The organism is Streptomyces sp. NPDC041784 (assembly GCF_055591025.1).
Genome location: NZ_JBVJAB010000029.1, coordinates 1 through 24322, shown reverse-complemented (window position 1 = coordinate 24322; position 24322 = coordinate 1). Strand labels below are relative to the sequence as shown.

General features: G+C 71.4%; 17 protein-coding genes. 13 read left to right on the top strand and 4 right to left on the bottom strand.

Features of this window, described 5'->3' with window-relative positions:
* Nucleotides 1-47 precede the first annotated feature (47 nt).
* Nucleotides 48-770: a class III extradiol dioxygenase subunit B-like domain-containing protein gene (locus ACZ6D7_RS38685; protein ID WP_469501128.1), complete on the top strand. Its 723-nt coding sequence runs from the start codon at nucleotides 48-50 to the stop codon at nucleotides 768-770.
* A 142-nt stretch (nucleotides 771-912) separates the two neighbouring features.
* Here the strand turns inward: ACZ6D7_RS38685 and ACZ6D7_RS38680 are convergent, their stop codons facing one another.
* Both ACZ6D7_RS38680 and ACZ6D7_RS38675 read right to left on the bottom strand, forming a co-directional pair.
* Nucleotides 913-1185, bottom strand: a complete 273-nt coding sequence (locus tag ACZ6D7_RS38680; protein WP_469501125.1) for an antitoxin — start codon at nucleotides 1183-1185, stop codon at nucleotides 913-915.
* 25 nt (nucleotides 1186-1210) lie between these two features.
* A complete protein-coding gene (locus ACZ6D7_RS38675) occupies nucleotides 1211-1531 on the bottom strand; it encodes a hypothetical protein (protein ID WP_469501122.1) in 321 nt (106 codons plus the stop codon).
* Nucleotides 1532-1714: 183 nt separating this feature from the next.
* Between ACZ6D7_RS38675 and miaA the strand changes: the two genes are divergently transcribed.
* The 6 genes from miaA to hflX all read left to right on the top strand — a co-directional run bounded on the left by miaA (nucleotide 1715) and on the right by hflX (nucleotide 10161).
* Nucleotides 1715-2653 carry a tRNA (adenosine(37)-N6)-dimethylallyltransferase MiaA gene (gene miaA, locus ACZ6D7_RS38670; RefSeq protein WP_469501120.1) on the top strand — a complete coding sequence of 313 codons (939 nt, stop codon included), beginning with the start codon at nucleotides 1715-1717 and terminating at the stop codon, nucleotides 2651-2653.
* Between the two features lie 108 nt (nucleotides 2654-2761).
* A complete protein-coding gene (locus ACZ6D7_RS38665; protein ID WP_469501247.1) occupies nucleotides 2762-3268 on the top strand; it encodes a hypothetical protein in 507 nt (168 codons plus the stop codon).
* A gap of 147 nt (nucleotides 3269-3415) precedes the next feature.
* Nucleotides 3416-4285, top strand: coding sequence for a diaminopimelate epimerase (dapF, locus tag ACZ6D7_RS38660; RefSeq protein WP_469501118.1), 870 nt, complete (start codon nucleotides 3416-3418; stop codon nucleotides 4283-4285).
* 297 nt (nucleotides 4286-4582) lie between these two features.
* The gene (locus tag ACZ6D7_RS38655; RefSeq protein WP_469501115.1) at nucleotides 4583-6856 is read left to right on the top strand and encodes a RelA/SpoT family protein; all 2274 of its coding nucleotides are present in this window, start codon (nucleotides 4583-4585) and stop codon (nucleotides 6854-6856) included.
* Nucleotides 6857-6978: 122 nt separating this feature from the next.
* Nucleotides 6979-8484: a M1 family metallopeptidase gene (locus ACZ6D7_RS38650; protein WP_469501113.1), complete on the top strand. Its 1506-nt coding sequence runs from the start codon at nucleotides 6979-6981 to the stop codon at nucleotides 8482-8484.
* 183 nt (nucleotides 8485-8667) lie between these two features.
* Nucleotides 8668-10161, top strand: a complete 1494-nt coding sequence (hflX, locus tag ACZ6D7_RS38645; RefSeq protein WP_469501110.1) for a GTPase HflX — start codon at nucleotides 8668-8670, stop codon at nucleotides 10159-10161.
* Between the two features lie 115 nt (nucleotides 10162-10276).
* Here hflX and ACZ6D7_RS38640 read toward each other — a convergent pair whose 3' ends face one another.
* Nucleotides 10277-11500 (bottom strand): trypsin-like serine peptidase, encoded by a 1224-nt coding sequence (locus tag ACZ6D7_RS38640; RefSeq protein ID WP_469501107.1) that lies wholly within the window; start codon nucleotides 11498-11500, stop codon nucleotides 10277-10279.
* 566 nt (nucleotides 11501-12066) lie between these two features.
* On the opposite strand from ACZ6D7_RS38640, the gene ACZ6D7_RS38635 reads away from it, so the two are divergent.
* The 4 genes from ACZ6D7_RS38635 (at nucleotide 12067) to ACZ6D7_RS38620 (ending at nucleotide 18986) form a co-directional block, all read left to right on the top strand.
* Nucleotides 12067-13806 (top strand): diaminobutyrate--2-oxoglutarate transaminase family protein, encoded by a 1740-nt coding sequence (locus tag ACZ6D7_RS38635; protein WP_469501244.1) that lies wholly within the window; start codon nucleotides 12067-12069, stop codon nucleotides 13804-13806.
* Entirely contained in the window at nucleotides 13803-15848 is a 2046-nt protein-coding gene (locus ACZ6D7_RS38630; protein WP_469501105.1) for an IucA/IucC family protein, read from the top strand. The genes ACZ6D7_RS38635 and ACZ6D7_RS38630 overlap by 4 nt, the downstream gene beginning before the upstream one ends.
* A gap of 162 nt (nucleotides 15849-16010) precedes the next feature.
* Nucleotides 16011-16655: a GNAT family N-acetyltransferase gene (locus ACZ6D7_RS38625; RefSeq protein ID WP_469501102.1), complete on the top strand. Its 645-nt coding sequence runs from the start codon at nucleotides 16011-16013 to the stop codon at nucleotides 16653-16655.
* 336 nt (nucleotides 16656-16991) lie between these two features.
* A complete protein-coding gene (locus ACZ6D7_RS38620; RefSeq protein WP_469501099.1) occupies nucleotides 16992-18986 on the top strand; it encodes an ATP-dependent DNA helicase in 1995 nt (664 codons plus the stop codon).
* 151 nt (nucleotides 18987-19137) lie between these two features.
* Here the strand turns inward: ACZ6D7_RS38620 and lexA are convergent, their stop codons facing one another.
* Nucleotides 19138-19917 (bottom strand): transcriptional repressor LexA, encoded by a 780-nt coding sequence (lexA, locus tag ACZ6D7_RS38615; RefSeq protein WP_388402538.1) that lies wholly within the window; start codon nucleotides 19915-19917, stop codon nucleotides 19138-19140.
* Nucleotides 19918-20514: 597 nt separating this feature from the next.
* On the opposite strand from lexA, the gene nrdR reads away from it, so the two are divergent.
* Both nrdR and ACZ6D7_RS38605 read left to right on the top strand, forming a co-directional pair.
* Nucleotides 20515-21093: a transcriptional regulator NrdR gene (nrdR, locus tag ACZ6D7_RS38610; RefSeq protein ID WP_469501095.1), complete on the top strand. Its 579-nt coding sequence runs from the start codon at nucleotides 20515-20517 to the stop codon at nucleotides 21091-21093.
* 165 nt (nucleotides 21094-21258) lie between these two features.
* Nucleotides 21259-24153 carry a vitamin B12-dependent ribonucleotide reductase gene (locus ACZ6D7_RS38605; protein ID WP_469501093.1) on the top strand — a complete coding sequence of 965 codons (2895 nt, stop codon included), beginning with the start codon at nucleotides 21259-21261 and terminating at the stop codon, nucleotides 24151-24153.
* The last annotated feature ends 169 nt before the right edge of the window (nucleotides 24154-24322 follow it).

Sequence of the window (24322 nt, the reverse complement as noted above, 5' to 3'; positions counted from 1 at the left end):
GTCGCGGCGTGACGGCGGGCGGCCTCGGCGGGGTTACCCTGCCGATCGTGCTTGTCGCCGCCGCAGTCTGCCCCTGTCCGCCGCTCCTCGTGCCCGAGGTCGCCGCGGGAGCCGCACCCGAGCTGGACGCGGCGCGTACCGCCTGCTCCGACGCGCTGGCCGTGCTGGCGGCCGCGCGCCCGGACCGGCTCGTGGTCGTCGCACCCACCGACGAGGCCGGAGGTGGCGTCCACGCGGAGGGCACCCGGGGCTCGTTCCGCGGCTTCGGCGCCGGCGTCGACGTCGCCGTACGGCTGGGCCGGAACGGCCTGGACACCCCCGCCGGGCACGAGCTGCCGCCCTCCCTCGCCGTCGCCGCCTGGCTGCTGGAGCGGACCGGGTGGGCGGACGCCCCGATCGAGGGACTCGGCGTGACGGAGGCGCTCACGCCCGAGGCGTGCGCCGCGGCCGGACGGGAGATCGGCGCGCGGGCGGAGCGGGTCGCGCTGCTGGTGATGGGCGACGCCAGCGCCTGCCGGACGCTGAAGGCGCCCGGTTACCTCGACGAGCGGGCCGCGCCCTTCGACGCGGCGGTCGCCCGCGCCCTGGGCACCGCCGACCTCGCGGCGCTCCAGGCCCTGGACACCGCGCTGGCCCACGAACTGAAGGTCTCGGGCCGCGCCCCCTGGCAGGTGCTCGCGGGCGCCGCCGAGCACGCCGCCCTGACCGGCACGCTGCTGTACGAGGACGCGCCGTACGGCGTGGGGTACGTGGTCGCGGCCTGGTCGTAGGGCCATGGGGTCGTAAGGCCGTGGGGTCGTGGGGCCATGGGGTCGCAGGGCCATGACGCGCGAGGGCGCTGAAACGGCGGACGGCCGCGAGCGTTTCCGCTCCGCGGCCGTCCGCCGATCGATGGGCCACCGTTGGGGGGGCTCAGGAGGCCGGAGGGGGAGTCTTCGGCGGGGTGAAGGTGTCGCCGCCGCCCGCCCCGGGCTCGTCCTTGTGCGCGAGCCGGTCCATGGCGCCCTTCGCCTTGTCGGTGCCCGTGTGGATCCTGTTGCTGTACTTGCCCTTGGTCTTCTCGTCGACGACCTTGGCGGCCTTGTCGAGGCCGTGGTGGACCTTGTCCCCGTGGTGATGCGCGAGGTCCGAGACCTTGCCCTTGGCCGGGGCCAGCCTGGCCTTCAAATTGTCCAAAAGACCCATGGGTCACCTTCCCTCGCGGAGTCCGTCAGGTACGGGCGCCTTCGCCGGCCTCGCTGTCGGCCACCTCCTCGGCGGACTGCTGCCGGGGGATCTCCACGGGCTCGGCGGCGGCGACCGCGACGGCTTCCGCCGCCGCCTCCGTCCCCGCCTCCGTGGTGTCCCCGGCCCCGGCCGCCTTCGGTTCCGGCCCGGCCTGCGCGGTCTGCTCCGCCCCGCTACCGTCCGGTGCCTCGGCGGTGGCCGTCGCCTTTTCGGTGGCCTCCTCGGTGGTCGGCCCGGTGGCCGGCTCCTCAGCCGCCTCCTCGGTGGCCTTCGACCTTCGGAAAAGCCGCGCCAAAACGCCCATATTCACTCCATACGGTACTCGTGCGGGCGAAATCCCGCGTTGCCCGGTGCGCCTTTTTGCGCCCTCGGGGGCCGCCGCCACGGCGAACGGGTGACGGGATTCCCGCAACGGGCAACGACGTCGTACCGGCACCGTCACGTAACTCGTTCGAGGGCGGGCCCCGGGGTTTGGGAGACTGGTGCGGTGAGTAGCGCACCCCCCGCCCCCCGCGTCATCGCCGTCGTCGGACCGACCGCGGCCGGAAAGTCCGATCTGGGCGTCTTCCTGGCCCAACGGCTCGGCGGCGAGGTCGTCAACGCCGACTCCATGCAGCTCTACCGAGGGATGGACATCGGCACCGCCAAGCTGACGCCCGAGGAGCGTGCCGGCGTTCCGCACCACCTCCTGGACGTCTGGGACGTCACGGTCACCGCCTCCGTCGCCGAGTACCAGCGGCTGGCCCGCGCCAGGATCGACGCGCTGCTCGCCGAGGGCCGCTGGCCGATTCTCGTTGGCGGCTCCGGCCTGTACGTCCGCGGCGCCGTCGACAATCTGGAGTTCCCCGGCACCGACCCCGAGGTCCGCGCCCGGCTCGAGGAGGAGCTGACCCTGCGCGGCTCCGGCGCGCTGCACGCCCGGCTGGCCGCCGCGGACCCCGAGGCGGCGCACGCCATCCTGCCCAGCAACGGCCGCCGGATCGTCCGCGCCCTCGAAGTGATCGAGATCACCGGCAAGCCCTTCACGGCCAATCTGCCGGGCCACGACTCCATCTACGACACCGTGCAGATCGGCGTCGACGTGGCGCGTCCCGAACTGGACGAGCGGATCGCCCGCCGGGTCGACCGGATGTGGGACCAGGGGCTCGTGGACGAGGTCCGCGCGCTGGAGGCGCAGGGCCTGCGCGAGGGGCGTACGGCTGCGCGCGCGCTGGGCTACCAGCAGGTCCTCGCCGCCCTGAGCGGTGAGTGCACCGAGGACGAGGCGCGCGCCGAGACGATCCGTGCCACCAAGCGCTTCGCGCGCCGTCAGGATTCATGGTTCAGGCGCGATCCGCGGGTGCACTGGTTGAGTGGGGCCGCGGCGGATCTCACAGAACTTCCGGGGCTTGCGCTGGCGTTGGTCGAACGACCGGTTACAGCCTGATCACGTCATGGCATCGGGTCGCCCAGGCCGTCATCCGGGCCTCCGGAGCCGTGCCATCATCGAGCTTCGATCGACCAAGTGGAGTCCGAGTTGGGAGGGCGCGTGGCGATGGAGGCCGGCCCTCGTGACACCGCACCGGGCACCGGGCACCTCACCCCCGAGCCGGGGGAAACGGAGCCCGGGGACATCCGTCCGACCCCTGACGTGGCGGACGACACCCAGGGCGGTGCCGTGACCGACGACGGTCCCGAGCCCGAGGAGATGTTCGCCGGCGGGCCCGAGGTCGAGGTCGAGCTGCGCCCGCAGCGCCGGCTGCGGATCTGGCAGCTCGCGCCCATCGTCGCCCTGTCCGCGACCGGCTCCCTGATGTTCGCCTTCCCGCTCGCCTTCGACTTCGGCGACAGCGGGGCCGTGATCGCCATGCTGGGGCTGCTGATCTGCTGCTGCGCGGCCGGCTGGGGCATGATGGCCGCCCGCCGCGTCGGTTACACGTGGCCCGGACTCCCCGCGCGCGGTTCCGGCCGCCGCCCCGACTGGCGGGTCGTGCTGGCGTACGTCGTCCTGGTCGCCGTCGTGGCGGTGCTCGCCGTCTGGCGGGTCGCCCGGCTGCGCTGAGCCGCACGCGCGCGTGTGCGCCGGTGGCGCGGGCCGGTGACGGGCAGGGGTAGCGGGCAGGTGGATGCGTGCCGTTCGCTCGCGTGACGGCAGGGCGCCCCACACGCGTGTGACCGTGCTGTCGGTGCCACCCCGTACGATCGAGGAATGAGCACGCGGATCGCCTTCCTCAAGGGGCACGGCACCGAGAACGACTTCGTGATCGTCCCGGACCCCGAGAACGCCATCGACCTCCCCCCGGCCGCCGTCTCCGCCCTGTGCGACCGCCGCGCGGGCATCGGCGGGGACGGCCTGCTGCACGTCGTGCGCTCCGCCGCCCACCCCGAGGCCCGGGAGATGGCGGCCGAGGCGGAGTGGTTCATGGACTACCGCAACGGCGACGGCTCGGTCGCCGAGATGTGCGGCAACGGCGTCCGCGTCTTCGCCCGCTACCTCCAGCACGCCGGGCTGGTCACCGAGGGCGACCTCGCCGTCGCCACGCGCGGGGGCGTGAAGAGCGTGCACCTCGCCAAGGGCGGCGACGTGACCGTCGGCATGGGCCGCGCCCGCCTCCCCGAGGGGGACGTCACGGTCAGTGTCGGCGAGCGCAGCTGGCCCGCGCGCAACGTGAACATGGGCAACCCGCACGCCGTCGCCTTCGTCGACGACCTCGCGCACGCGGGCACGCTGTACTCCCCGCCGCCCTTCAGCCCCGCCTCCGCCTACCCGGACGGGGTGAACGTCGAGTTCGTCGTCGACCGCGGCCCCCGGCACGTCGCCCTGCGCGTGCACGAGCGCGGCTCCGGCGAGACCCGCTCGTGCGGCACCGGCGCGTGCGCCGTCGCCGTGGCCACCGCACGGCGGGACGGCGCCGACCCGGCCGTCACCGGCACCCCGGTCACGTACACGGTGGACGTCCCCGGCGGCCGGCTGGTCATCACCGAGCGGCCCGACGGCGAGATCGAGATGACCGGACCCGCAGTGATCGTCGCCACAGGTGAGATCGATCCGGAGTGGCTGGAAACCGCCGCCCGCTGACGGTCGCGCGGCTTGGCATCGGAGGCCGGGGCGGCCCGGGGGCGCGTGGAGGCATCCTCGGGGCCCGGTCAAGGGTTCGAAATGGCCATCCGACTCACGTCGGGTGGCGCAAAATCGTAAACCTCGGAATCGTCGCTCGAATGGGTGATCCGTTTCACGCTGGGCGAGAGGCGGTCTGTCGCGCGTGATGGGCTCGGTAGCATCAAGCACCGGCCCGGACGGGGGACATTGCCTGTCCCCTGAGCCGTGTCCGCCCTGGGACACCCCGTCCGCCGGTCCACGCAGCCGGAGGTGCCCATGAGTGCGGAGGCCACGAACCCTGCGACCCCAGGCCCGGTAGTCCCTGCCGCGCCCCGCAGACGCAGCCTTCCCAGGATCGACCTGCGCCGCCTTGGCCGCGCCGCGCTGCTCGGCTCCGCCTCCCGCGGCCGGCTGCCCGACGCGATCGGCCATGTCGTCGAGGCCCACCGCGCCCACCACCCCGACGCCGACCTCGAACCCCTGCGCCGCGCCTATGTGCTCGCCGAGTCCTCGCACCGCGGCCAGATGCGCAAGAGCGGCGAGCCGTACATCACGCACCCGCTCGCCGTGACCCTGATCCTCGCCGAACTCGGCGCGGAGACCACGACCTTGACGGCCTCTCTGCTGCACGACACCGTCGAGGACACCGACGTGACGCTCGATCAGGTGGGCGAGCAGTTCGGCGCGGAGGTGCGCTACATCGTCGACGGCGTCACGAAGCTGGAGAAGGTCGACTACGGCGCCGCCGCCGAGCCCGAGACCTTCCGCAAGATGCTCGTCGCCACCGGCAACGACGTCCGCGTGATGTCGATCAAACTCGCCGACCGGCTGCACAACATGCGCACCCTCGGCGTGATGCGCCCCGAGAAACAGGAACGCATCGCCAAGGTCACCCGCGACGTCCTCATCCCGCTCGCCGAGCGCCTCGGCGTCCAGGCGCTCAAGACGGAGCTGGAAGACCTCGTCTTCGCGATCCTGCACCCCGAGGAGTACGAGCACACGCGCGAGCTGATCGTCGACAACGCCTCCCGGGCGGACGACCCGCTCGCCGAGTTCGCCGACGCCATGCGCACGGTCCTGCGCGACGCCGACATCCAGGCCGAAGTCCTCATCCGGCCGCGGCACTTCGTCTCCGTCCACCGTGTCTCCCGCAAACGCGGCCGGCTGCGGGGCTGCGACTTCGGCCGTCTGCTGGTGCTGGTGAACGAGGACGCGGACTGCTACGGCGTCCTCGGTGAACTCCACACCTGTATGACGCCGGTCGTCTCGGAGTTCAAGGACTTCATCGCCGTCCCCAAGTTCAACCTCTACCAGTCGCTGCACACCGCCGTCGCCCGCGAGGACGGCCAGGTCGCCGAAGTCCTCATCCGCACCCACCAGATGCACAAGGTCGCCGAGGCCGGCGTCGTCGCGCTCGGCAACCCGTACGTCGCCTCCCCCGAGGCCTCCGCGGAGGACCAGACCCGGGCGTCGGCCCCGGCCGACGAGGAGCGCGCCGATCCCACCCGGCCCGGCTGGCTCTCCCGCCTCCTCGACTGGCAGGAGGCCGCGCCCGACCCCGACACCTTCTGGTCCACCCTGCGCGAGGACCTCGCCCAGGACCGCGAGATCACCGTCTTCCGCCCCGACGGCGGCACGCTCGGCCTGCCCGACGGTGCCACCTGCGTGGACGCCGCGTACGCGCGGTACGGCGAGGACGCGCACGCCTGCATGGGCGCCCGGGTGAACGGCCGGCTGGCAACCCTCAGCACCGTGCTGCGGGACGGCGACACCGTGCAGCTCCTGATGGGCCAGGACCCGGCCTCCGAGCCCTCCAGGGAGTGGCTGGAGCACGCCCACACCCCGGCCGCCCGGATCGCCATCCAGCGGTGGCTGGCGACCCACCCGGCACCGGCCGAGGCCGAGCGCGCCGACGAGTCCGCCCGGCGGATTCCCGGCAGCACTCCGGGGCCTGCCTCGGAGACCGGGCGGGGCGCCGGACCCACCACCGGACCTACCTCCGGGTCCACCGCAGGACCTACCGTCAGAGCCACCGCCGGGCCCGTGACCGACACCCTTGCGCCGGACCCCGCCGACGCCCCGGCGTCCCGGCCGGCGGCCGCGATCACCGTCGCCGACCGGCCCGACGCGAGCGTCCGCCTCGCCGGGTGCTGCACCCCCGTACCGCCCGACGAGGTCACCGGATTCGCCGTGCGCGGGGGAGTGGTCACCGTGCACCGCGTCGAGTGCGCCGCCGTGGCGCGCATGGCGGACGCGGGGCGCGCGGCGGTCGACGTGCGCTGGGGCGACACCACCGGGTGCCGGGTCACCCTGGTCGCCGAATCGTTCGGCCGCCCCCATCTGCTCGCCGACCTCACCGAGGCCATGGCCCTGGAGGGCGCCGAGATCGTCTCCGCCACCGTCGAGCCCCCGAGCCAGCAGCGCGTCCGGCACACGTACACCGTCCAACTCCCCGACGCGGCCCACCTCCCCACCCTGATGCGGGCCATGCGGAACGTCCCCGGGGTGTACGACGTGGACCGGGCCCAGCACCACGCGCCGGCGTCCTGAGAACGCCCGCCACCCGCGGCCTCGCGGGCCCACGTCACCGCACGCGCGCGTGCGCAACCCGTTCGGGTGGGCCGGGCGCGCGTCGCCGCCACGGGGCACGCACGCGCTGGTAGCGGTGGTGCATGCCGCACTCCCTCCGCTCCCCGGCCCCCCGTCTTCGCCCCCGCCCCGCAACCTCCCGCCGGCTGAAGTCCGCGCTGCTCGCCTCGGCCGTCTCCGTCTGTCTCGTCGCCGCGAGCGCCCCGGCGGCCCCGCTGGGCGTCGGCGACCGCCTCTACCCGTACCTGGGCAACCCGGGATACGACGTGGCGTCGTACGACCTCTCCTTCACCTATCCCGGCAGCAACAGCAAGCCCCTCCAGGCCGTCACCACCATCGACGCCCGGACCACCACCGCTCTGGAGCGGATCAACCTCGACTTCGCCCACGGCACGGTCGACGCGGTCGAGGTCGACGGTGAGCCCGCCGCCTTCACCGGCGCCGGCGACGACCTGGTCGTCACCCCGCAGGACCCGCTGCCGACGGGCAGCTGGACGCGCGTCACCGTGCGGCACACCAGCGACCCCGTGGCTGCCGACGGCCGGGACGGCGGCTGGGTGCGCACCGCGGACGGCCTCGCCATGGCCAACCAGGCCGACGCCGCCCACCTGGTGTTCCCGTGCAACGACCACCCCTCCGACAAGGCCATGTTCACCATCCGGATCACCGCCCCCGACGGCTACACGGCCGTCGCCAACGGACTGTCGGCCGGCGTCGACCGGGAGGGCGGGGCGACCACCTGGACGTACCGCACCCATCACCCCATGGCCACCGAACTCGCCCAGGTGTCCATCGGCCGCTCCACCGTCGTGCACCGCGAGGGACCGCACGCCCTGCCCGTACGCGACGTCGTCCCCACCAAGGACCGCGAGCTGCTCGAACCCTGGCTGAAGAAGACCCCCGAGCAGATCGCCTGGATGGAGGGCAAGGTCGGCCCCTACCCCTTCGAGACGTACGGCGTCCTCATGGCCGAGGCATCCACCGGCTTCGAACTGGAGACACAGACCCTCTCCCTCTTCGAGAGGGACCTGTTCACCGAGCCGGGCTATCCCGAGTGGTACATCGAGTCGATCATGGTGCACGAGCTGTCCCACCAGTGGTTCGGCGACAGCGTCAGCCCGCGCACCTGGTCCGACGTCTGGCTCAACGAGGGGCACGCCACCTGGTACGAAGCCCTGTACGCGGAGGAGCAGGCGGGCCGCACCCTGGAGGCGCGCATGAAGGCGGCGTACGGCGCCTCCGACCGCTGGCGCGAGGCGGGCGGCCCGCCGGCGCTCCCCAAGCCGCCGCAGCCCGGCCAGAAGATCGGCATCTTCCGCCCGAACATCTACGACGGCGCGGCGCTCGTCCTGTACGCGCTGCGCGAGGAGATCGGCACCCGCTCCTTCGAGCAGCTGGAACGCGCCTGGGTGCGCGACCACCGGGACGCCACGGCCACCACGGACGACTTCCGGCGCCTTGCCGGGGAGATCTCCGGACGCGACCTCGACGCCTTCTTCCAGGCCTGGCTGTACGGCGAGAAGACCCCGCCGATGCCCGGCCACGCCGACTGGAAGGCCACCGCGCCCGCGGCGAAGGACGCGGAGTGACACGGTGACGGCCCGGGGCTCCCGGACCGTCGGGCCCCGGAATAAGACGGTGACGAGACGGGGCGTCCCGTGCGACCATCGTCGGGTCGGCGTGGCACGGGACGCGGGAATCTCCCGGGGTGCTCGTGCGTTGTCACTCTTGACGGACCGCCGTATCGGCATCCCCAACGACGTAAGGACCCAATGACCTCCTCTTCTTCCCCTTCCCAGGACACCAAGCGCTTCGCGCACGCCTATCCCGAAGGTCTTCGGGCCGATGCCCTGATGGAAGAGGACGTCGCCTGGAGCCACGAGATCGACGGAGAGCGGGACGGCGATCAGTTCGACCGCTCCGAGCGCGCGGCCCTGCGCCGTGTCGCGGGCCTCTCCACCGAGCTCGAGGACGTCACCGAGGTCGAGTACCGCCAGCTCCGTCTGGAGCGGGTCGTGCTCGTCGGCGTCTGGACCACGGGGACCGTGCAGGACGCGGACAACTCCCTCGCGGAGCTGGCGGCCCTCGCGGAGACCGCAGGCGCGCTCGTGCTCGACGGTGTGATCCAGCGCCGCGACAAGCCCGACGCGGCCACCTTCATCGGTTCCGGTAAGGCCTTGGAGCTGCGTGACATCGTCGTCGAGTCCGGCGCGGACACCGTCATCTGCGACGGTGAACTCAGCCCCGGCCAGCTCATCGCCCTCGAAGACGTCGTCAAGGTCAAGGTCATCGACCGTACGGCCCTGATCCTCGACATCTTCGCCCAGCACGCCAAGTCCCGGGAGGGCAAGGCGCAGGTCGCGCTCGCGCAGATGCAGTACATGCTGCCGAGGCTGCGAGGCTGGGGTCAGTCGCTGTCCCGTCAGATGGGCGGCGGCAAGGGCGGCGGCCTCGCCACCCGTGGTCCCGGTGAGACCAAGATCGAGACGGACCGGCGGCGGATCCGCGAGAAGATGGCGAAGATGCGCCGGGAGATCGCGGACATGAAGACCGGCCGCGAAATCAAGCGCCAGGAGCGCAAGCGCCACAAGGTGCCCTCCGTCGCCATCGCGGGCTACACCAACGCCGGCAAGTCCTCCCTGCTCAACCGGCTGACCGGCGCGGGCGTCCTGGTCGAGAACGCGCTGTTCGCGACCCTCGACCCGACCGTGCGCCGGGCCGAGACGCCGAGCGGCCGCCTGTACACCCTGGTGGACACGGTCGGCTTCGTCCGGCACCTGCCGCACCACCTGGTCGAGGCGTTCCGCTCCACCATGGAGGAGGTCGGCGAGTCCGACCTGATCCTCCACGTGGTGGACGGCTCGCACCCCAACCCGGAGGAGCAGCTGGCCGCCGTCCGCGAGGTGGTCAGGGACGTCGGTGCCACCGGCGTGCCCGAGATCGTCGTGATCAACAAGGCGGACGCGGCCGACCCGCTGACCCTCCAGCGGCTGATGCGGATCGAGAAGCGCTCCATCGCGGTCTCCGCCCGCACCGGCCAGGGCATCGAGGAACTGCTCGCGCTGATCGACAACGAGCTGCCGCGGCCCTCGGTCGAGATCGAGGCGCTCGTGCCGTACACCCACGGCAAGCTGGTCGCCCGCGCCCACACCGAGGGCGAGGTGATCTCCGCGGAGCACACGGCGGACGGCACCCTGCTCAAGGTGCGGGTGCACGAGGAACTCGCGGCGGATCTCGCGCCGTACGTGCCCGCCTCGGCGGTCTGACCTCCGCGGTCCGACCCGTACGACCCAAAGGTGAGGCCCCGCTCCCTGTCGCAGGGGGCGGGGCTTCGGCGCGGACGGTGAAGGTTCCCGAGTGGTGCCCCACCGCCGGTTCCGGCTACTGACCGGCGAACTTGTCGCTCACCGAGTCGTACACGCCCTTGGCCACCTCACCCAGCCGCGGCCCCGCGAGCCAGCCGGAACTCACCGGACCGATCGAGGTGTTGGACACCAGCGCCGGCTTGCCGTCCGACCCCGCGGCCACCCAGCCGCCACCGGAGGAACCGCCGGTCATCGTGCAGCCGATCCGGTACATCGTCGGGTCCGAGGCGTTGATCGAGAGCCGTCCCGGCTTGTCCTGGCACTGGTACAGCTTCTGCCCGTCGAACGGCTCCGCCGCCGGATAACCCGTCGCGGTGATGCTGTCCACCTTCGGTACCGCGGGCGCGGCGAAGTCCACCGGCAGCGCCGAACCGACCGTCTCCTCCAGGGACTTGCCGGAGCCACCCTCCTCGGGCGTCACATGGATGACGGCGAAGTCGTACGAGGCACCGTCACCGCCGGTCTGCCCGCCCTGGGCGATCCACTGGTCCGAGGTCCGCACCCAGTCACCCCACCAGACGCCGTACGGAGCCACCTGCTCCTTGGTCGCCGTCTCCATCTCCTGGCTCGACATGCCCGCGTCGTTGTACGACGGCACGAACGCGATGTTGCGGTACCAGCCGCCGTCCTTGCCCGCGTGCACACAGTGGCCCGCCGTCCACACCATGTTGGACTTGCCGGGGTGGGCCGGGTCCTGCACGACCGTCGCCGAGCACACCATCGTGCCCTCGGGGGAGTCGAAGAACACCTTGCCCGCTTCGGGGGCGTTGGCGTGGTACGTCGTCGGCACGGCCTTCGCGTCCACCGCCTGGGGCGTCGGGTCGGTCACGCCCTGGTCACCGGAGAGGTCGTTGTCGTCGACCCCGCGGTCCGGGTCCTCGGCCTCCCGCATCCGGTCCGGGTCCCACAGGCCCTCGATGATCGGGTTGATGTAGTCCTGCGCCTCGCGCAGCCAGTCGTCCTTGTCCCACTCCTTCCAGGCGCCGTTCTTCCACTTGTCGAGATCGATCCCGTGTTCCTTGAGCTTGTCCTTGATGTCGTCCGGGATCGTGATCTTGCCGTCGCCGCCGGCCGTGGCCGAAGCACCGGCCTGACCGTCGGCGTTGGTGTCGCCCGAATCGCAGGCGGTCGCGGTGAGCGCGAGCACCGAGGCGAGGGCGAGGGCACCCAGCACGGGGGACGTTCTGCGGCGCGCGGTCCCCCCTCGGCGAGCGGTGAACGACGGCCGTATGAATCGCATGGTTTTAACTCCCCCTGCTGTCAACGAACTTGAAGCCGCCGACCGGTCCCGAGCAGGTACTCATCCTGATCTCACGGCGAGTTCACGCGGGTCTCACGGCCATGTGCGACGGCATCACACGATATGCGCTCGCTGTGGGGGACTTCCGACGGAACGGCAACGGTTCCGTCACGGCAAGGATCTTGAGGCAACCCGTAACCCGGTACGGGCTCCGCGGTTGGTAGCGGTGAGGGCCTGCTGCCGGTGCCAGGCCCTCCGTGCGCAATTCCACCGAAGTGACGAGTTCGCCGTCCGAGGTGCGCGGATCCGGTGACCGGGATCCCGGCCTCCTGCGCGATGCACCGACTTGCCTCTGGACAGCGGGAGGACAGGGAGCCGTGGCCGTGACCGAGCCTGTGGCGGAGGGGGATGCGGCGGAGGATTCGAGGGGTTCGGGGGAGTCGGGGAACTCGGCGGATTCGGGGAGGCCGGGGGTTGGTGTCGGTGCTTCCGGGACTGCCCTCGGAGCGGCTGCCGCGCGGGCTGTTCGCGTGACCGCCACCGGGGCGGCTGAGGGCGGGACCGTCGTGGTCGGAGTGCCGACCGGTTCGAGGCCCGCGCACGAGGGGATCCTGCGACGCCAGTCGGCGCGCGAGTCCGCGGCGCGCACCTATGCGCGGGCCCTGCCCATCGTTCCGGTCCGGGCGCGCGGACTGACCATCGAGGGGGCTGACGGCCGCCGCTACCTCGACTGCCTCTCGGGCGCCGGCACCCTCGCGCTCGGCCACAACCACCCCGTCGTGCTGGAAGCCATCCGCAAGGTCCTCGACTCGGGCGCGCCCCTGCACGTCCTCGACCTCGCCACGCCCGTCAAGGACGCCTTCATCACCGAGCTGTTCCGCACCCTGCCGCCCGGGCTGACCGACCACGCGCGCGTGCAGTTCTGCGGCCCGGCCGGAACGGACGCCGTCGAGGCCGCGCTCAAGCTGGTCCGCGCCGCCACCGGCCGCACCGGCGTCCTGGCCTTCACCGGTGCCTACCACGGCATGACCGCCGGATCCCTCGAAGCCTCCGGAGGCGCCTTCGACGTCCGGGTGACGCGCCTGCCCTTTCCGCAGGACTACCGCTGTCCGTTCGGTGTCGGCGGCGAGCCCGGCGCAGAACTCGCCGCCCGCTGGACCGAGTCCGTCCTCGACGACCCCAAGTCCGGTGTCCGTCCACCCGCCGGGATGATCCTCGAACCCGTCCAGGGCGAGGGCGGGGTGATTCCTGCGCCGGACACCTGGATGCGCCGTATGCGGCAGATCACCGCCGACCGCTCCATCCCCCTCATCGCCGACGAGGTCCAGACGGGCGTCGGCCGCACCGGTGCCTTCTGGGCGGTGGAACACAGCGGGGTCACCCCCGACGTGATGGTCCTCTCCAAGGCCATCGGTGGCAGCCTGCCCCTGGCCGTCGTCGTCTACCGCGACGACCTCGACGTCTGGGAACCAGGCGCCCACGCGGGCACCTTCCGCGGCAACCAACTCGCCATGGCCGCCGGCACGGCCACCCTCGCCTACGTCCGCGAGAACGGCCTCGCCGGCCGCGCGGCCACCCTGGGCTCCCACCTGCTGAGCCAACTCGGCCGCCTCGCAGCGGACTTTCCCTGCATCGGTGACGTACGTGGGCGCGGCCTGATGATCGGGATCGAGCTGATCGACCCGGAGGGGGAGCGGAGGAACGGGCTGGGGTGGGGCAGCGTTGAGCGAGGTGGCAGCGGTCAGGTCGGCGACCACGGTCAGGCCGGCGCTTCGGCCTCCGCCGGCGTCAGTGGTCACGGAGGCGCCAGCGGTCACGGGGGGCCCAGTGGTCACGGCGGTGCCGGCGGTCACGGGGGGCCCAGCGGTCACGGCGGTGCCGGCGGTCACGGGGACACGGTCGCCTCCTCGGCCGCCGCTCATGCCGTCGCCGCCGGGATCGGCGCGCCGGCGGCCGGGCTCGACGCCCACCACCTCCCCGGCGGCGGCCACGCGCCCCGCACTGCTGCGGCCTGTCCCCCTGCCCGGAACCCTCACCCCGCCGCCCCCGGCCTGGCCGCCGCCCTCCAACGGGAGTGTCTGCGCCGCGGACTGATCGTCGAACTCGGCGGGCGCCACGCGAGCGTCGTACGGCTCCTGCCACCTTTGACGATCACCGACGAACAGGCGGCAGCCGTTCTCGACCGCCTGGCCGACGCGATGGCGGCGGTGGCCCGCGCCCACGCCGACGGCAGGGTCCCCACGGATCACCCCCTCACCCGGCAGAGCCGGCCGACCCCGGCCCCACCTCACGAGGAGCGACCTTGACCACCTCCCCACAGCCCGCAGTCCCCTCGCAGCACACACCTGCCGAAGCCCCCACACCACCATCGACCTCCTCCGTCCCGGCCCCCCGCCAACAAGGGGTGACCACCCACACCGAACCGCTACGAACCGCTCCGACCGACCTCCTCGACCACCCCGACCCGCACACGGCGGCCCAGGCCGCGGCCGTGGAGAACGTGCTGCGCTGCTGGGTCCGCGAGACCGGCCTCCCCGTCCCCGGCGACGGCACCCTCCGCGTACCGCTCCCCGCCAGCGGCACCGCCCTGCTCGCCCCCGTCCTCTCCTGGTCCCCCACCGGCTACCACCGGTTCGGCCTCCCGCGCCTGGCCGACGCACCCGAGCAGTCCCCACCCGTGGACGCCGTCACATTGGCGGCCCTCCTGACCCGCGAGAACCCCGGCGCGCACGGTCCGACCGGAACGACCGGAACGACCGGAACGACCGGAACAACAGACCCCACCAGTCCCACCAATCCGACCGGCCCGACCGGCCCGACCGGTGAGAGGGACTCGCTCGGCCAGGCTCGCGCCCCCTTGCCCAGCGAGGGCCCCGACCTCGTGGCCCGCGTCGCCGACTCGGTCCGCCGTACCACCGCCTTCATCAGGGAACGCCGGGAACGCCCCGCCGACGGACCCGATCTCTTTCTCTCCGCCGAACAGGCACTGGTCCTCGGACATCCCCTGCACCCGACCCCGAAGAGCCGAGAAGGCCTCTCGGAGAGCGAAGCGCGTCTGTACTCACCCGAATCACGTGGCTCCTTCCTCCTGCACTGGCTCGCTGTCGCTCCTTCCGTACTCGCCACCGACTCCGCCTGGACGGCCCGTGGGCGTACCGTCCCCGCCGACCGGCTGACGGCCCGGCTCGCCGATGCCGAGCTGCCCCTTCCCGACGGCTGCGCGGCGCTGCCGGTGCACCCCTGGCAGCTTCGCGAGGCCCGGCACCGCCCCGAGGTCGCGGCCCTGTTCGACGCCGGGTTGCTCCACGACCTCGGCGCTCATGGCTCCCCATGGCATCCCACCTCCTCGGTACGGACCGTCCACCGGTCCGGCACCCCGGCGATGTTCAAGCTGTCGCTGGGCCTGCACATCACCAACTCCCGTCGCGAGAACCTCCGCAAGGAGCTCCACCGCGGCGTCGAGGTCCACCGTCTGCTGCGCGCCGGCCTGTTCAGGCAGTTGCAGGCGGCCCACCCCGGCTTCGACATCGTCCGCGACCCGGCGTGGCTCGCGGTCGACGGGACGGACGGCCTCCCGGTGACGGGCCTCGACGTGGTGATCCGCCACAATCCGTTCAGCCCGACCGACGACGTCACCTGCGTCGCCGGCCTCGTGGCACCCCGGCCGTACCTCCCGACAGCCGAGGCACTCCCACCGTGCCCGGACCAGCCGCCCGCGCACAGCTCCCGGCTGGTCACGCTCGTCACGCGTCTCGCCGAACGGACAGGCCGTCCGCGAGCGGCCGTCGCCGCCGAGTGGTTCCTGCGCTACCTGGAGCAGGTCGTACGCCCGGTGTTGTGGCTGGACGGTGAGGCCGGTATTGCCCTGGAGGCGCACCAGCAGAACACCCTCCTCCTGCTGGACCCCGATGGCTGGCCCGCGGGCGGCCGCTACCGCGACAACCAGGGCTACTACTTCCGCGACTCCCGCCGTGCGGAACTCGAAGCCCGGCTGCCCGGTATCGGCGAGCGCAGCGACACCTTCGTCTCCGACGATGTGACCGACGAGCGCTTCGCGTACTACCTCGGCATCAACAACGTGCTCGGACTCATCGGTGCGTTCGGCTCCCAGAAGCTCGCCGACGAGCACCTCCTGCTCGCCGCGTTCCGCCGCTTCCTCACCGACGCCACCTCCGGCCCCGACCGGCTGCGCAGCTCCCTGCCCGCCCGACTGCTCGACTCACCCACCCTGCGCTGCAAAGCCAATCTGCTGACCCGGCTGCACGGCCTGGACGAACTCGTCGGCCCGGTGGACACCCAGTCCGTCTACGTCACCATTGCCAACCCCCTTCACTCTCTTCATCCCTGAGATTCCCTCCGGCCTGAGATTCCCTCCGGCCTGAGATTCCCTCCGGCCTGAGATTCCCTCCGGCCTGAGATTCCCTCCGGCCCTGAGATTCCGTCCGGCCCTGAGATTCCTTCCGTTCCTGTACCGGCCGTTGCCCCGACCCACCGCTGAGAGGAGCGCACCGTGCCTGCCACCCGCGCAGCCACCGTCACCGGTACCGCCGTCACCGGTACCGCCATCGCCACCCCCACCGCCGACGATCTGCTCGGCCGTGTCGGTGACTGGGCGCCGGCCGTCACGCCCGCGGGTGCGTTTCGCCTCGTCCCCGTACACCTTGAGCGGGACCTTCCGTCCGTCGGGCGGTGGATGAACGACCCCGAGGTCGCGGCGTTCTGGGAACTGGCAGGTCCCATGTCCGTGACCGAGCGGCACCTGCGCCCCCAACTCGCCGGTGACGGGCGCAGCGTTCCGTGTGTGGGCGTGTTGGCGGGCACGCCGATGAGCTATTGGGAGATCTACCGGGCGGACCTCGACCCGCTGGCCCGCCACTATCCGGTGCGGCCTCACGACACCGGGGTCCATCTCCTCGTCGGCGAGGTCGCCGACCGGGGACGAGGGCTCGGCAGCCTGCTGCTCAGAGCCGTCGCCGATCTCGTGCTGCGCGAGAGACCCGCATGCACGCGTGTCGTCGCTGAACCCGACCTTCGCAACACCCCCTCCGTCGCCGCTTTCCTCAGCGCGGGCTTCCGGTTCTTCGCCGAGGTCGACCTCCCCGCCAAGCGGGCCGCCCTCATGGTCCGGGACCGGAACCTGCGTGATGTTCTGTGACGCTCCGCAGTTGATCCGTCACAGGTGGAACGCCTCGGGAATCGTGCCGGTTCCCGCACGTTCCTCCGTTCTCAAAAATTTCTCGCCCCACCCGCCACATCCACCACCCGCCCCACCTGCCACCCGCCACACTCATCACCCGTCACGGCACACCTGCCACCGGCCACACCCACCACACCCGCCACCCGCCTCATACGCACCCACTCCGCACACGGCCCACCCCACTCCACACCCCCGAAGCCGAGAACCTCACACCTTGATTCCGTCACCACCCCCCTCCCTGACCACCTGCGCGATCACCCGTTTGTCAGTCCCGAGCCGTAGGGTGGTCGCGCTATGACGAAGCCCTCCCTCCCTGAACTCCTCCATGCCGCCGTCTCCGCTGTCGGCGGCGCGGAGCGCCCCGGCCAGGTGGCCATGGCCGAAGCCGTCGCGGAAGCCATCGACGACGGATCCCACCTGCTCGTCCAGGCCGGCACCGGCACCGGAAAGTCGCTGGGGTACCTCGTGCCCGCGCTCGCGCACGGGGAGCGGGTCGTGGTGGCGACCGCCACCCTCGCCCTTCAGCGCCAGCTCGTGGAGCGCGATCTGCCCCGCACGGTCGAGGCGCTGCATCCGCTGCTGCGCCGCCGTCCGGAGTTCGCGATGCTCAAGGGCAGATCGAACTACCTGTGCCTGCACCGCCTGCACGAAGGTGTCCCGCAGGACGAGGAGGAGGGCCTCTTCGACCAGTTCGAGGCGGCTGCCCCGACCAGCAAGCTGGGCCAGGACCTGCTACGGCTGCGCGACTGGTCGGACGAGACCGAGACCGGCGACCGCGACGACCTCACTCCCGGCGTGTCCGACCGGGCCTGGGCCCAGGTGTCGGTGTCCTCGCGGGAGTGCCTGGGCGCGACGAAGTGCGCGTACGGCGCCGAATGCTTCGCGGAGATGGCCCGTGAGCGGGCCAAGCTTGCCGAGGTCGTCGTCACCAACCACGCCCTGCTGGCCATCGACGCCATCGAGGGCGCCCCGGTCCTGCCGCAGCACGAGGTACTGATCGTCGACGAGGCCCACGAGCTGGTCTCGAGGGTCACCGGCGTCGCGACCGGCGAACTCACCCCGGGCCAGGTGAACCGCGCGGTGCGCCGGGCCGCCAAGCTGGTCAACGAGAAGGCCGCCGACCAGCTCCAGACCGCTGCCGAGGGCTTCGAGCGGCTGATGGAGCTGGCGCTGCCGGGCCGTCTGGAGGAGATCCCGGAGGATCTCGGCTACGCCCTGATGGCGCTGCGCGACGCCGCGCGTACCGTGATCTCCGCGATCGGGGCGACCCGCGACAAGTCCGTGCAGGACGAGGACGCGGTCCGCAAGCAGGCGCTCGCCTCCGTGGAGTCCGTGCACGACGTGGCGGAGCGGATCGTCAACGGGTCCGAGTACGACGTTGTCTGGTACGAGCGGCACGACCGCTTCGGTGCCTCCCTGCGCGTCGCCCCGATGTCGGTGTCGGGCCTGCTGCGGGAGAAGCTGTTCGCGGACCGCTCGGTGACGCTGGCCTCGGCCACGCTGAAGCTCGGCGGTGACTTCAACGGCGTCGGCGCCTCGATGGGGCTCGCCCCCGAGGGCACGGAGGGCGACGATGTCCCGCAGTGGAAGGGCATCGACGTCGGCTCGCCCTTCGACTACGGCAAGCAGGGCATCCTCTACGTGGCCAAGCACCTGGCGCGCCCCGCACGCGACGGCGACCGCGCCGACATGCTGGATGAACTGACCGAACTGATCCAGGCGGCCGGCGGCCGGACGCTGGGCCTCTTCTCCTCCATGCGGGCCGCTCAGCTCGCCGCGGAGGAACTGCGCACCCGCATCCCCGAGTTCCCCGTCCTCCTCCAGGGCGAGGAGACGCTGGGTGAGCTGATCAAGAACTTCGCGGCGGATCCGAGGACGTGTCTCTTCGGCACGCTGTCCCTCTGGCAGGGTGTGGACGTCCCGGGCCCCAGCTGCCAGCTGGTCGTCATGGACAAGATCCCGTTCCCGCGCCCGGACGACCCACTGATGAGCGCCCGCCAGAAGGCGGTGGAGGACGCCGGCGGTAACGGCTTCATGGCCGTCGCCGCCACGCATGCGGCGCTCCTCATGGCGCAGGGCGCGGGCCGGCTCGTACGCGCGTCGGGGGACCGCGGTGTGGTGGCCGTACTGGACCAGCGGTTGGCGACGGCCCGCTACGGGAGCTATCTGAAGGCGTCGCTGCCGGACTTCTGGTACACCACGGACCGCAACCAGGTGCGGAAGTCCCTCGCGGCGATCGACGAGGCGGCGAAGAAGGCCGAGGCTGCGAAAGAGGCCGAGGCAGGGTGAGACCCGGCCCGTCCCCCTGCGGGGCGGGCCCCCGAAGCGCGGACGCTTGGGCGGTGCAGGGCGTTCCGGCACAGCACAGGGCCCCGGAACCGGCGCAGGGATCCCGGGGCCCAGTCAAGGGGGGCGGAGCGGTGGCGTCCGCCCGCCGGCCTCAGACGCGGCGCAGTACGGCCACCACCTTGCCGAGGATGGTCGCGTCGTCACCCGGGATCGGCTCGTAGGCCGCGTTGTGCGGGAGGAGCCACACATGGCCGTCCTCGCGCTTGAAGCGCTTCACGGTGGCCTCGCCGTCGAGCATGGCGGCGACGATGTCGCCGTTCTCGGCGACGGGCTGGCGGCGGACGGTGACCCAGTCGCCGTCGCAGATCGCGGCCTCGATCATCGAGTCGCCGACGACCTTCAGCACGAACAGCTCACCGTCGCCCACGAGCTGCCGGGGGAGCGGGAAGACGTCCTCGACGGACTCCTCGGCGAGGATCGGGCCACCGGCGGCGATCCGGCCGACCAGCGGGACGTACGACGCGGCGGGCTTGCCGGCGGTGTCCGTGGGCTGCACGGTGGCGGCCTGGTCGGAGCCGCGCACCTCGTACGCGCGCGGGCGGTGCGGATCGCGGCGCAGGAAGCCCTTGCGCTCCAGGGCCATCAGCTGGTGCGCGACCGAGGAGGTGCTGGACAGGCCGACCGCCTGGCCGATCTCCCGCATGGACGGCGGGTAGCCGCGCCGCTGCACGGAGTCCCTGATGACCTCGATCACCCGACGCTGCCGGTCGGTGAGTCCCGAGCTGTCCGCCCGGATCCCTGGAGGTCGGCCCGGCAGGGAGCGCTTGTGCCCCTCCGGGTTCACGGCTTCGTTCATCGCATGCACCGGCTCGAGTCGGCCCTGGGAGCGGTCCTGGGCGGTGATGGTGGCACTGTCTGCGGTGGTGGTCACGTCGGCCCCTCTCGATTGTCTCCCTGCTGGACAACGGTAGTTGCTTTCGAAAGGTTGCGCCAAACACACGTTCGAGTGAAAAAGCGCGGATAGCCTGACTTGATCATGTGTCTGGGTGTATGGCTGACATAGCGCCTCGCGGACAAAAGGGCTCATTGTTGTACCCTTCACCGCTGAGCCACGACCGAGGCCGATGGCCCTGCCGGGGTGTCGCCCCAGTCTGCCATCCGGAGTCTCGCCCGCCGGGGGCCGGGCCCCGCTCTCTGCGAGAGTCCCACCTCTCCTCCCTGCGGCCCCCACCGTATCGCCGTAAGTGCCGCGACGACACGGCCGTGCACGCGCGCGCGGGTGTGTTCCGCGGGTCCGGTGCGACGGCCGCGGCGTACGGTGTGTGACCGCGCGAGCGCGACACGCGCGTTTCGTGTACATGCATGAGCCAATCCCCACATGTAGTGGTTGGATGAGAGCTGCGGCCCAGAAGTTGTGGTCACCCGTGTCTTCGGACGCTCGTGGATCGCCTATGCTTGGGGCTGCTTCGAGGGGCCCATGAGGCCCGGCGAGGCTATTGAGTCTGCTGTGAGGAGGGTTGGGAGTTTCATGCACTGCCCCTTCTGCAGGCACCCCGACAGCCGTGTCGTCGACAGCCGTACGACGGACGACGGCACGTCCATCCGCCGGCGCCGCCAGTGCCCGGACTGCTCCCGTCGTTTCACGACCGTGGAGACGTGTTCGCTGATGGTGGTGAAGCGGTCCGGAGTCACCGAGCCGTTCAGCCGTACCAAGGTCATCAACGGCGTGCGCAAGGCGTGTCAGGGAAGGCCTGTCACCGAGGACGCCCTCGCCCAGCTCGGCCAGCGGGTCGAGGAGGCGGTGCGGGCCACCGGGAGCGCCGAGCTGACCACCCATGACGTGGGGCTGGCCATACTCGGCCCGCTGCAGGAGCTGGACCTCGTCGCCTACCTGAGGTTCGCCTCCGTGTACCGGGCCTTCGACTCGCTCGAGGACTTCGAGTCCGCCATCGCGGAACTCAGGGAACAGACGGGACGCTCCGCCGCGGACAAGGACGACCGCGAGCACGCGGGAGGCGCCGCGGGCGCTGTCGCGGGGAGCCGGGAAGACGACGGCGGGCCCGGAGGGACTGTTCCGGTCCCCGAGCCCGCCCACGCCGCCGACTGACCGACAGGCCGGGACCGGACGGAAGACTCCGGGGCCGGCCGGGTGGCGGCGGATTCAGACCTGCTGTGGGCGGTAGCGCGTGGGTGCCCACAGCACACGACAGAACAACGTGTCACGGGAACATCGTGGCATTTCAGGGCGTTTTCGCCCGTAGAGGGAGGCGGCATGACAGAGACGGCGAGCGGTCCGGCACGAGGTTCCCGAGCGAAGGGCACCAAGGCCACCAAGGGACTGCGTATCGAGCGCATCCACACCACCCCCGGCGTGCACCCGTACGACGAGGTCGCGTGGGAGCGTCGTGACGTCGTCATGACCAACTGGCGCGACGGCTCGGTCAACTTCGAGCAGCGTGGCGTCGAGTTCCCCGACTTCTGGTCGGTGAACGCGGTCAACATCGTCACCAGCAAGTACTTCCGCGGTGCCGTCGGCACCCCCCAGCGCGAGGTCAGCCTGAGGCAGCTGATCGACCGCATCGTGAAGACGTACCGGAAGGCCGGTGAGGACCACAAGTACTTCTCCTCGCCCGCCGACGCCGAGATCTTCGAACACGAGCTGGCCTACGCCCTCCTGCACCAGATCTTCAGCTTCAACAGCCCTGTCTGGTTCAACGTCGGCACCCCGCAGCCCCAGCAGGTCTCCGCCTGCTTCATCCTGTCCGTCGACGACTCCATGGAGTCGATCCTCGACTGGTACAAGGAAGAGGGCATGATCTTCAAGGGCGGCTCCGGCGCCGGCCTGAACCTCTCCCGCATCCGCTCCTCCAAGGAGCTGCTGTCCTCCGGCGGCAACGCCTCCGGCCCGGTCTCCTTCATGCGCGGCGCCGACGCCTCCGCCGGCACCATCAAGTCCGGTGGCGCCACCCGTCGCGCCGCCAAGATGGTCGTCCTCGACGTGGACCACCCGGACGTCGAGGACTTCATCGAGACCAAGGTGAAGGAGGAGGAGAAGATCCGCGCCCTGCGCGACGCGGGCTTCGACATGGACCTGGGCGGCGACGACATCACGTCCGTCCAGTACCAGAACGCGAACAACTCCGTCCGCGTGAACGACGAGTTCATGACGGCCGTCGAGAACGGCACCGAGTTCGGCCTGCGTGCCCGTATGACCGGCGAGGTCATCGAGAAGGTCGACGCCAAGAAGCTGTTCCGCAAGATGGCCGAGGCCGCGTGGGCCTGCGCCGACCCGGGCATTCAGTACGACGGTGTGATCAACCGCTGGCACACCTGCCCCGAGTCCGGCCGGATCACCGCGTCGAACCCGTGCAGCGAGTACATGCACCTGGACAACACGTCCTGCAACCTCGCCTCGCTGAACCTGATGAAGTTCCTCAAGGACGACGGCCAGGGCCACCAGTCCTTCGAGACCGAGCGCTTCCAGCAGGTCGTCGAGCTGGTCATCACCGCGATGGACATCTCCATCTGCTTCGCCGACTTCCCGACCCAGAAGATCGGCGAAAACACGCGCGCGTTCCGCCAGCTCGGCATCGGCTACGCCAACCTCGGCGCCCTGCTGATGGCCACCGGCCACGCGTACGACTCCGACGGCGGCCGCGCCCTGGCCGGTGCCATCACCTCCCTGATGACCGGCACCGCCTACCGCCGCTCCGCCGAACTGGCCTCGGTCGTCGGCCCGTACGACGGCTACGCCCGCAACGCCGACGCCCACAACCGCGTCATGAAGCAGCACGCCGACGCCAACGGCACGGCCGTCCGCATGGACGACCTGGACAACCCGGTCTGGGCCGCCGCCACGGAGGCCTGGCAGGACGTGGTGCGCCTCGGCGAGAAGAACGGTTTCCGTAACTCCCAGGCGTCCGTGCTCGCCCCCACCGGCACCATCGGCCTCGCGATGTCCTGCGACACCACCGGTGTCGAGCCCGACCTCGCCCTGGTCAAGTTCAAGAAGCTGGTCGGCGGCGGCTCGATGCAGATCGTCAACGGCACCGTCCCGCAGGCCCTGCGCCGTCTGGGCTACCAGGAGGAGCAGATCGAGGCGATCGTCGCCCACATCGCCGACAACGGCAACGTGATCGACGCCCCCGGCCTGAAGCAGGAGCACTACGAGGTGTTCGACTGCGCCATGGGCGAGCGCGCCATCTCCCCGATGGGCCACGTCCGCATGATGGCCGCGATCCAGCCGTGGATCTCCGGCGCCATCTCCAAGACGGTCAACATGCCGGAGACGGCGACCGTCGAGGAGGTCGAGGAGATCTACTTCGAGGCCTGGAAGCTCGGCGTCAAGGCGCTCGCGATCTACCGCGACAACTGCAAGGTCGGCCAGCCCCTCTCCGCGAAGACCAAGGAGAAGGAGAAGGCCGAGATCACCGAGAAGGCCGAGGACACGATCCGTACCGCGGTCGAGAAGGTCGTCGAGTACCGCCCGGTCCGCAAGCGCCTCCCCAAGGGCCGTCCCGGCATCACCACGTCCTTCACGGTCGGCGGCGCCGAGGGCTACATGACCGCCAACTCCTACCCGGACGACGGTCTCGGCGAGGTCTTCCTGAAGATGTCGAAGCAGGGCTCGACCCTCGCGGGCATGATGGACGCGTTCTCCATCGCGGTCTCCGTCGGCCTCCAGTACGGCGTGCCGCTGGAGACGTACGTCTCGAAGTTCACCAACATGCGCTTCGAGCCGGCCGGTATGACGGACGACCCGGACGTGCGGATGGCGCAGTCGATCGTCGACTACATCTTCCGCCGCCTGGCGCTCGACTTCCTGCCCTTCGAGACCCGCTCCGCGCTCGGCATCCACTCCGCCGAGGAGCGTCAGCGCCACCTGGAGACCGGTTCGTACGAGCCGGCCGAGGAGGACGTCGACGTCGAGGGCCTGGCCCAGTCGGCCCCGCGGCAGACGGACCTGAAGGCCGTCGCCACCCCGAAGGCCGAGGTCGAGGTGGCCCAGCCCGCCCCGAAGCAGGCCCACACCAGCGCCGAGCTGGTGGAGATGCAGCTGGGCATCCAGGCCGACGCCCCGCTCTGCTTCTCCTGCGGTACGAAGATGCAGCGGGCCGGTTCCTGCTACATCTGCGAGGGCTGCGGCTCGACCAGCGGTTGCAGCTGATCCCCGTCACGCCGGCCAGGCGCGCATGACCTGGCACAGGGCGGTGGGGGGGGGGGGGGCCCCCCCCCCCCCCCCCCCTTCCCCCCCCCCTCCCCCCCCCCTTTCCCTTTTTTCCACCCCTTTCCCCCCAAAGAAAAGTTAACCTTCCCCCCCCGAGGGGGAAAGGGGA

What these genes read in the sequence shown, in the direction of transcription:
- ACZ6D7_RS38650 (WP_469501113.1), top strand. Translation starts at nt 6,979, where the DNA reads ATGCCGCACTCCCTCCGCTCCCCGGCCCCCCGTCTTCGCCCCCGCCCC.
- ACZ6D7_RS38620 (WP_469501099.1), top strand. Translation starts at nt 16,992, where the DNA reads ATGACGAAGCCCTCCCTCCCTGAACTCCTCCATGCCGCCGTCTCCGCT.
- dapF (WP_469501118.1), top strand. Translation starts at nt 3,416, where the DNA reads ATGAGCACGCGGATCGCCTTCCTCAAGGGGCACGGCACCGAGAACGAC.
- ACZ6D7_RS38640 (WP_469501107.1), bottom strand. Translation starts at nt 11,500, where the DNA reads ATGCGATTCATACGGCCGTCGTTCACCGCTCGCCGAGGGGGGACCGCG.
- ACZ6D7_RS38605 (WP_469501093.1), top strand. Translation starts at nt 21,259, where the DNA reads ATGACAGAGACGGCGAGCGGTCCGGCACGAGGTTCCCGAGCGAAGGGC.
- nrdR (WP_469501095.1), top strand. Translation starts at nt 20,515, where the DNA reads ATGCACTGCCCCTTCTGCAGGCACCCCGACAGCCGTGTCGTCGACAGC.
- ACZ6D7_RS38680 (WP_469501125.1), bottom strand. Translation starts at nt 1,185, where the DNA reads ATGGGTCTTTTGGACAATTTGAAGGCCAGGCTGGCCCCGGCCAAGGGC.
- ACZ6D7_RS38665 (WP_469501247.1), top strand. Translation starts at nt 2,762, where the DNA reads ATGGAGGCCGGCCCTCGTGACACCGCACCGGGCACCGGGCACCTCACC.
- ACZ6D7_RS38655 (WP_469501115.1), top strand. Translation starts at nt 4,583, where the DNA reads ATGAGTGCGGAGGCCACGAACCCTGCGACCCCAGGCCCGGTAGTCCCT.
- ACZ6D7_RS38675 (WP_469501122.1), bottom strand. Translation starts at nt 1,531, where the DNA reads ATGGGCGTTTTGGCGCGGCTTTTCCGAAGGTCGAAGGCCACCGAGGAG.
- hflX (WP_469501110.1), top strand. Translation starts at nt 8,668, where the DNA reads ATGACCTCCTCTTCTTCCCCTTCCCAGGACACCAAGCGCTTCGCGCAC.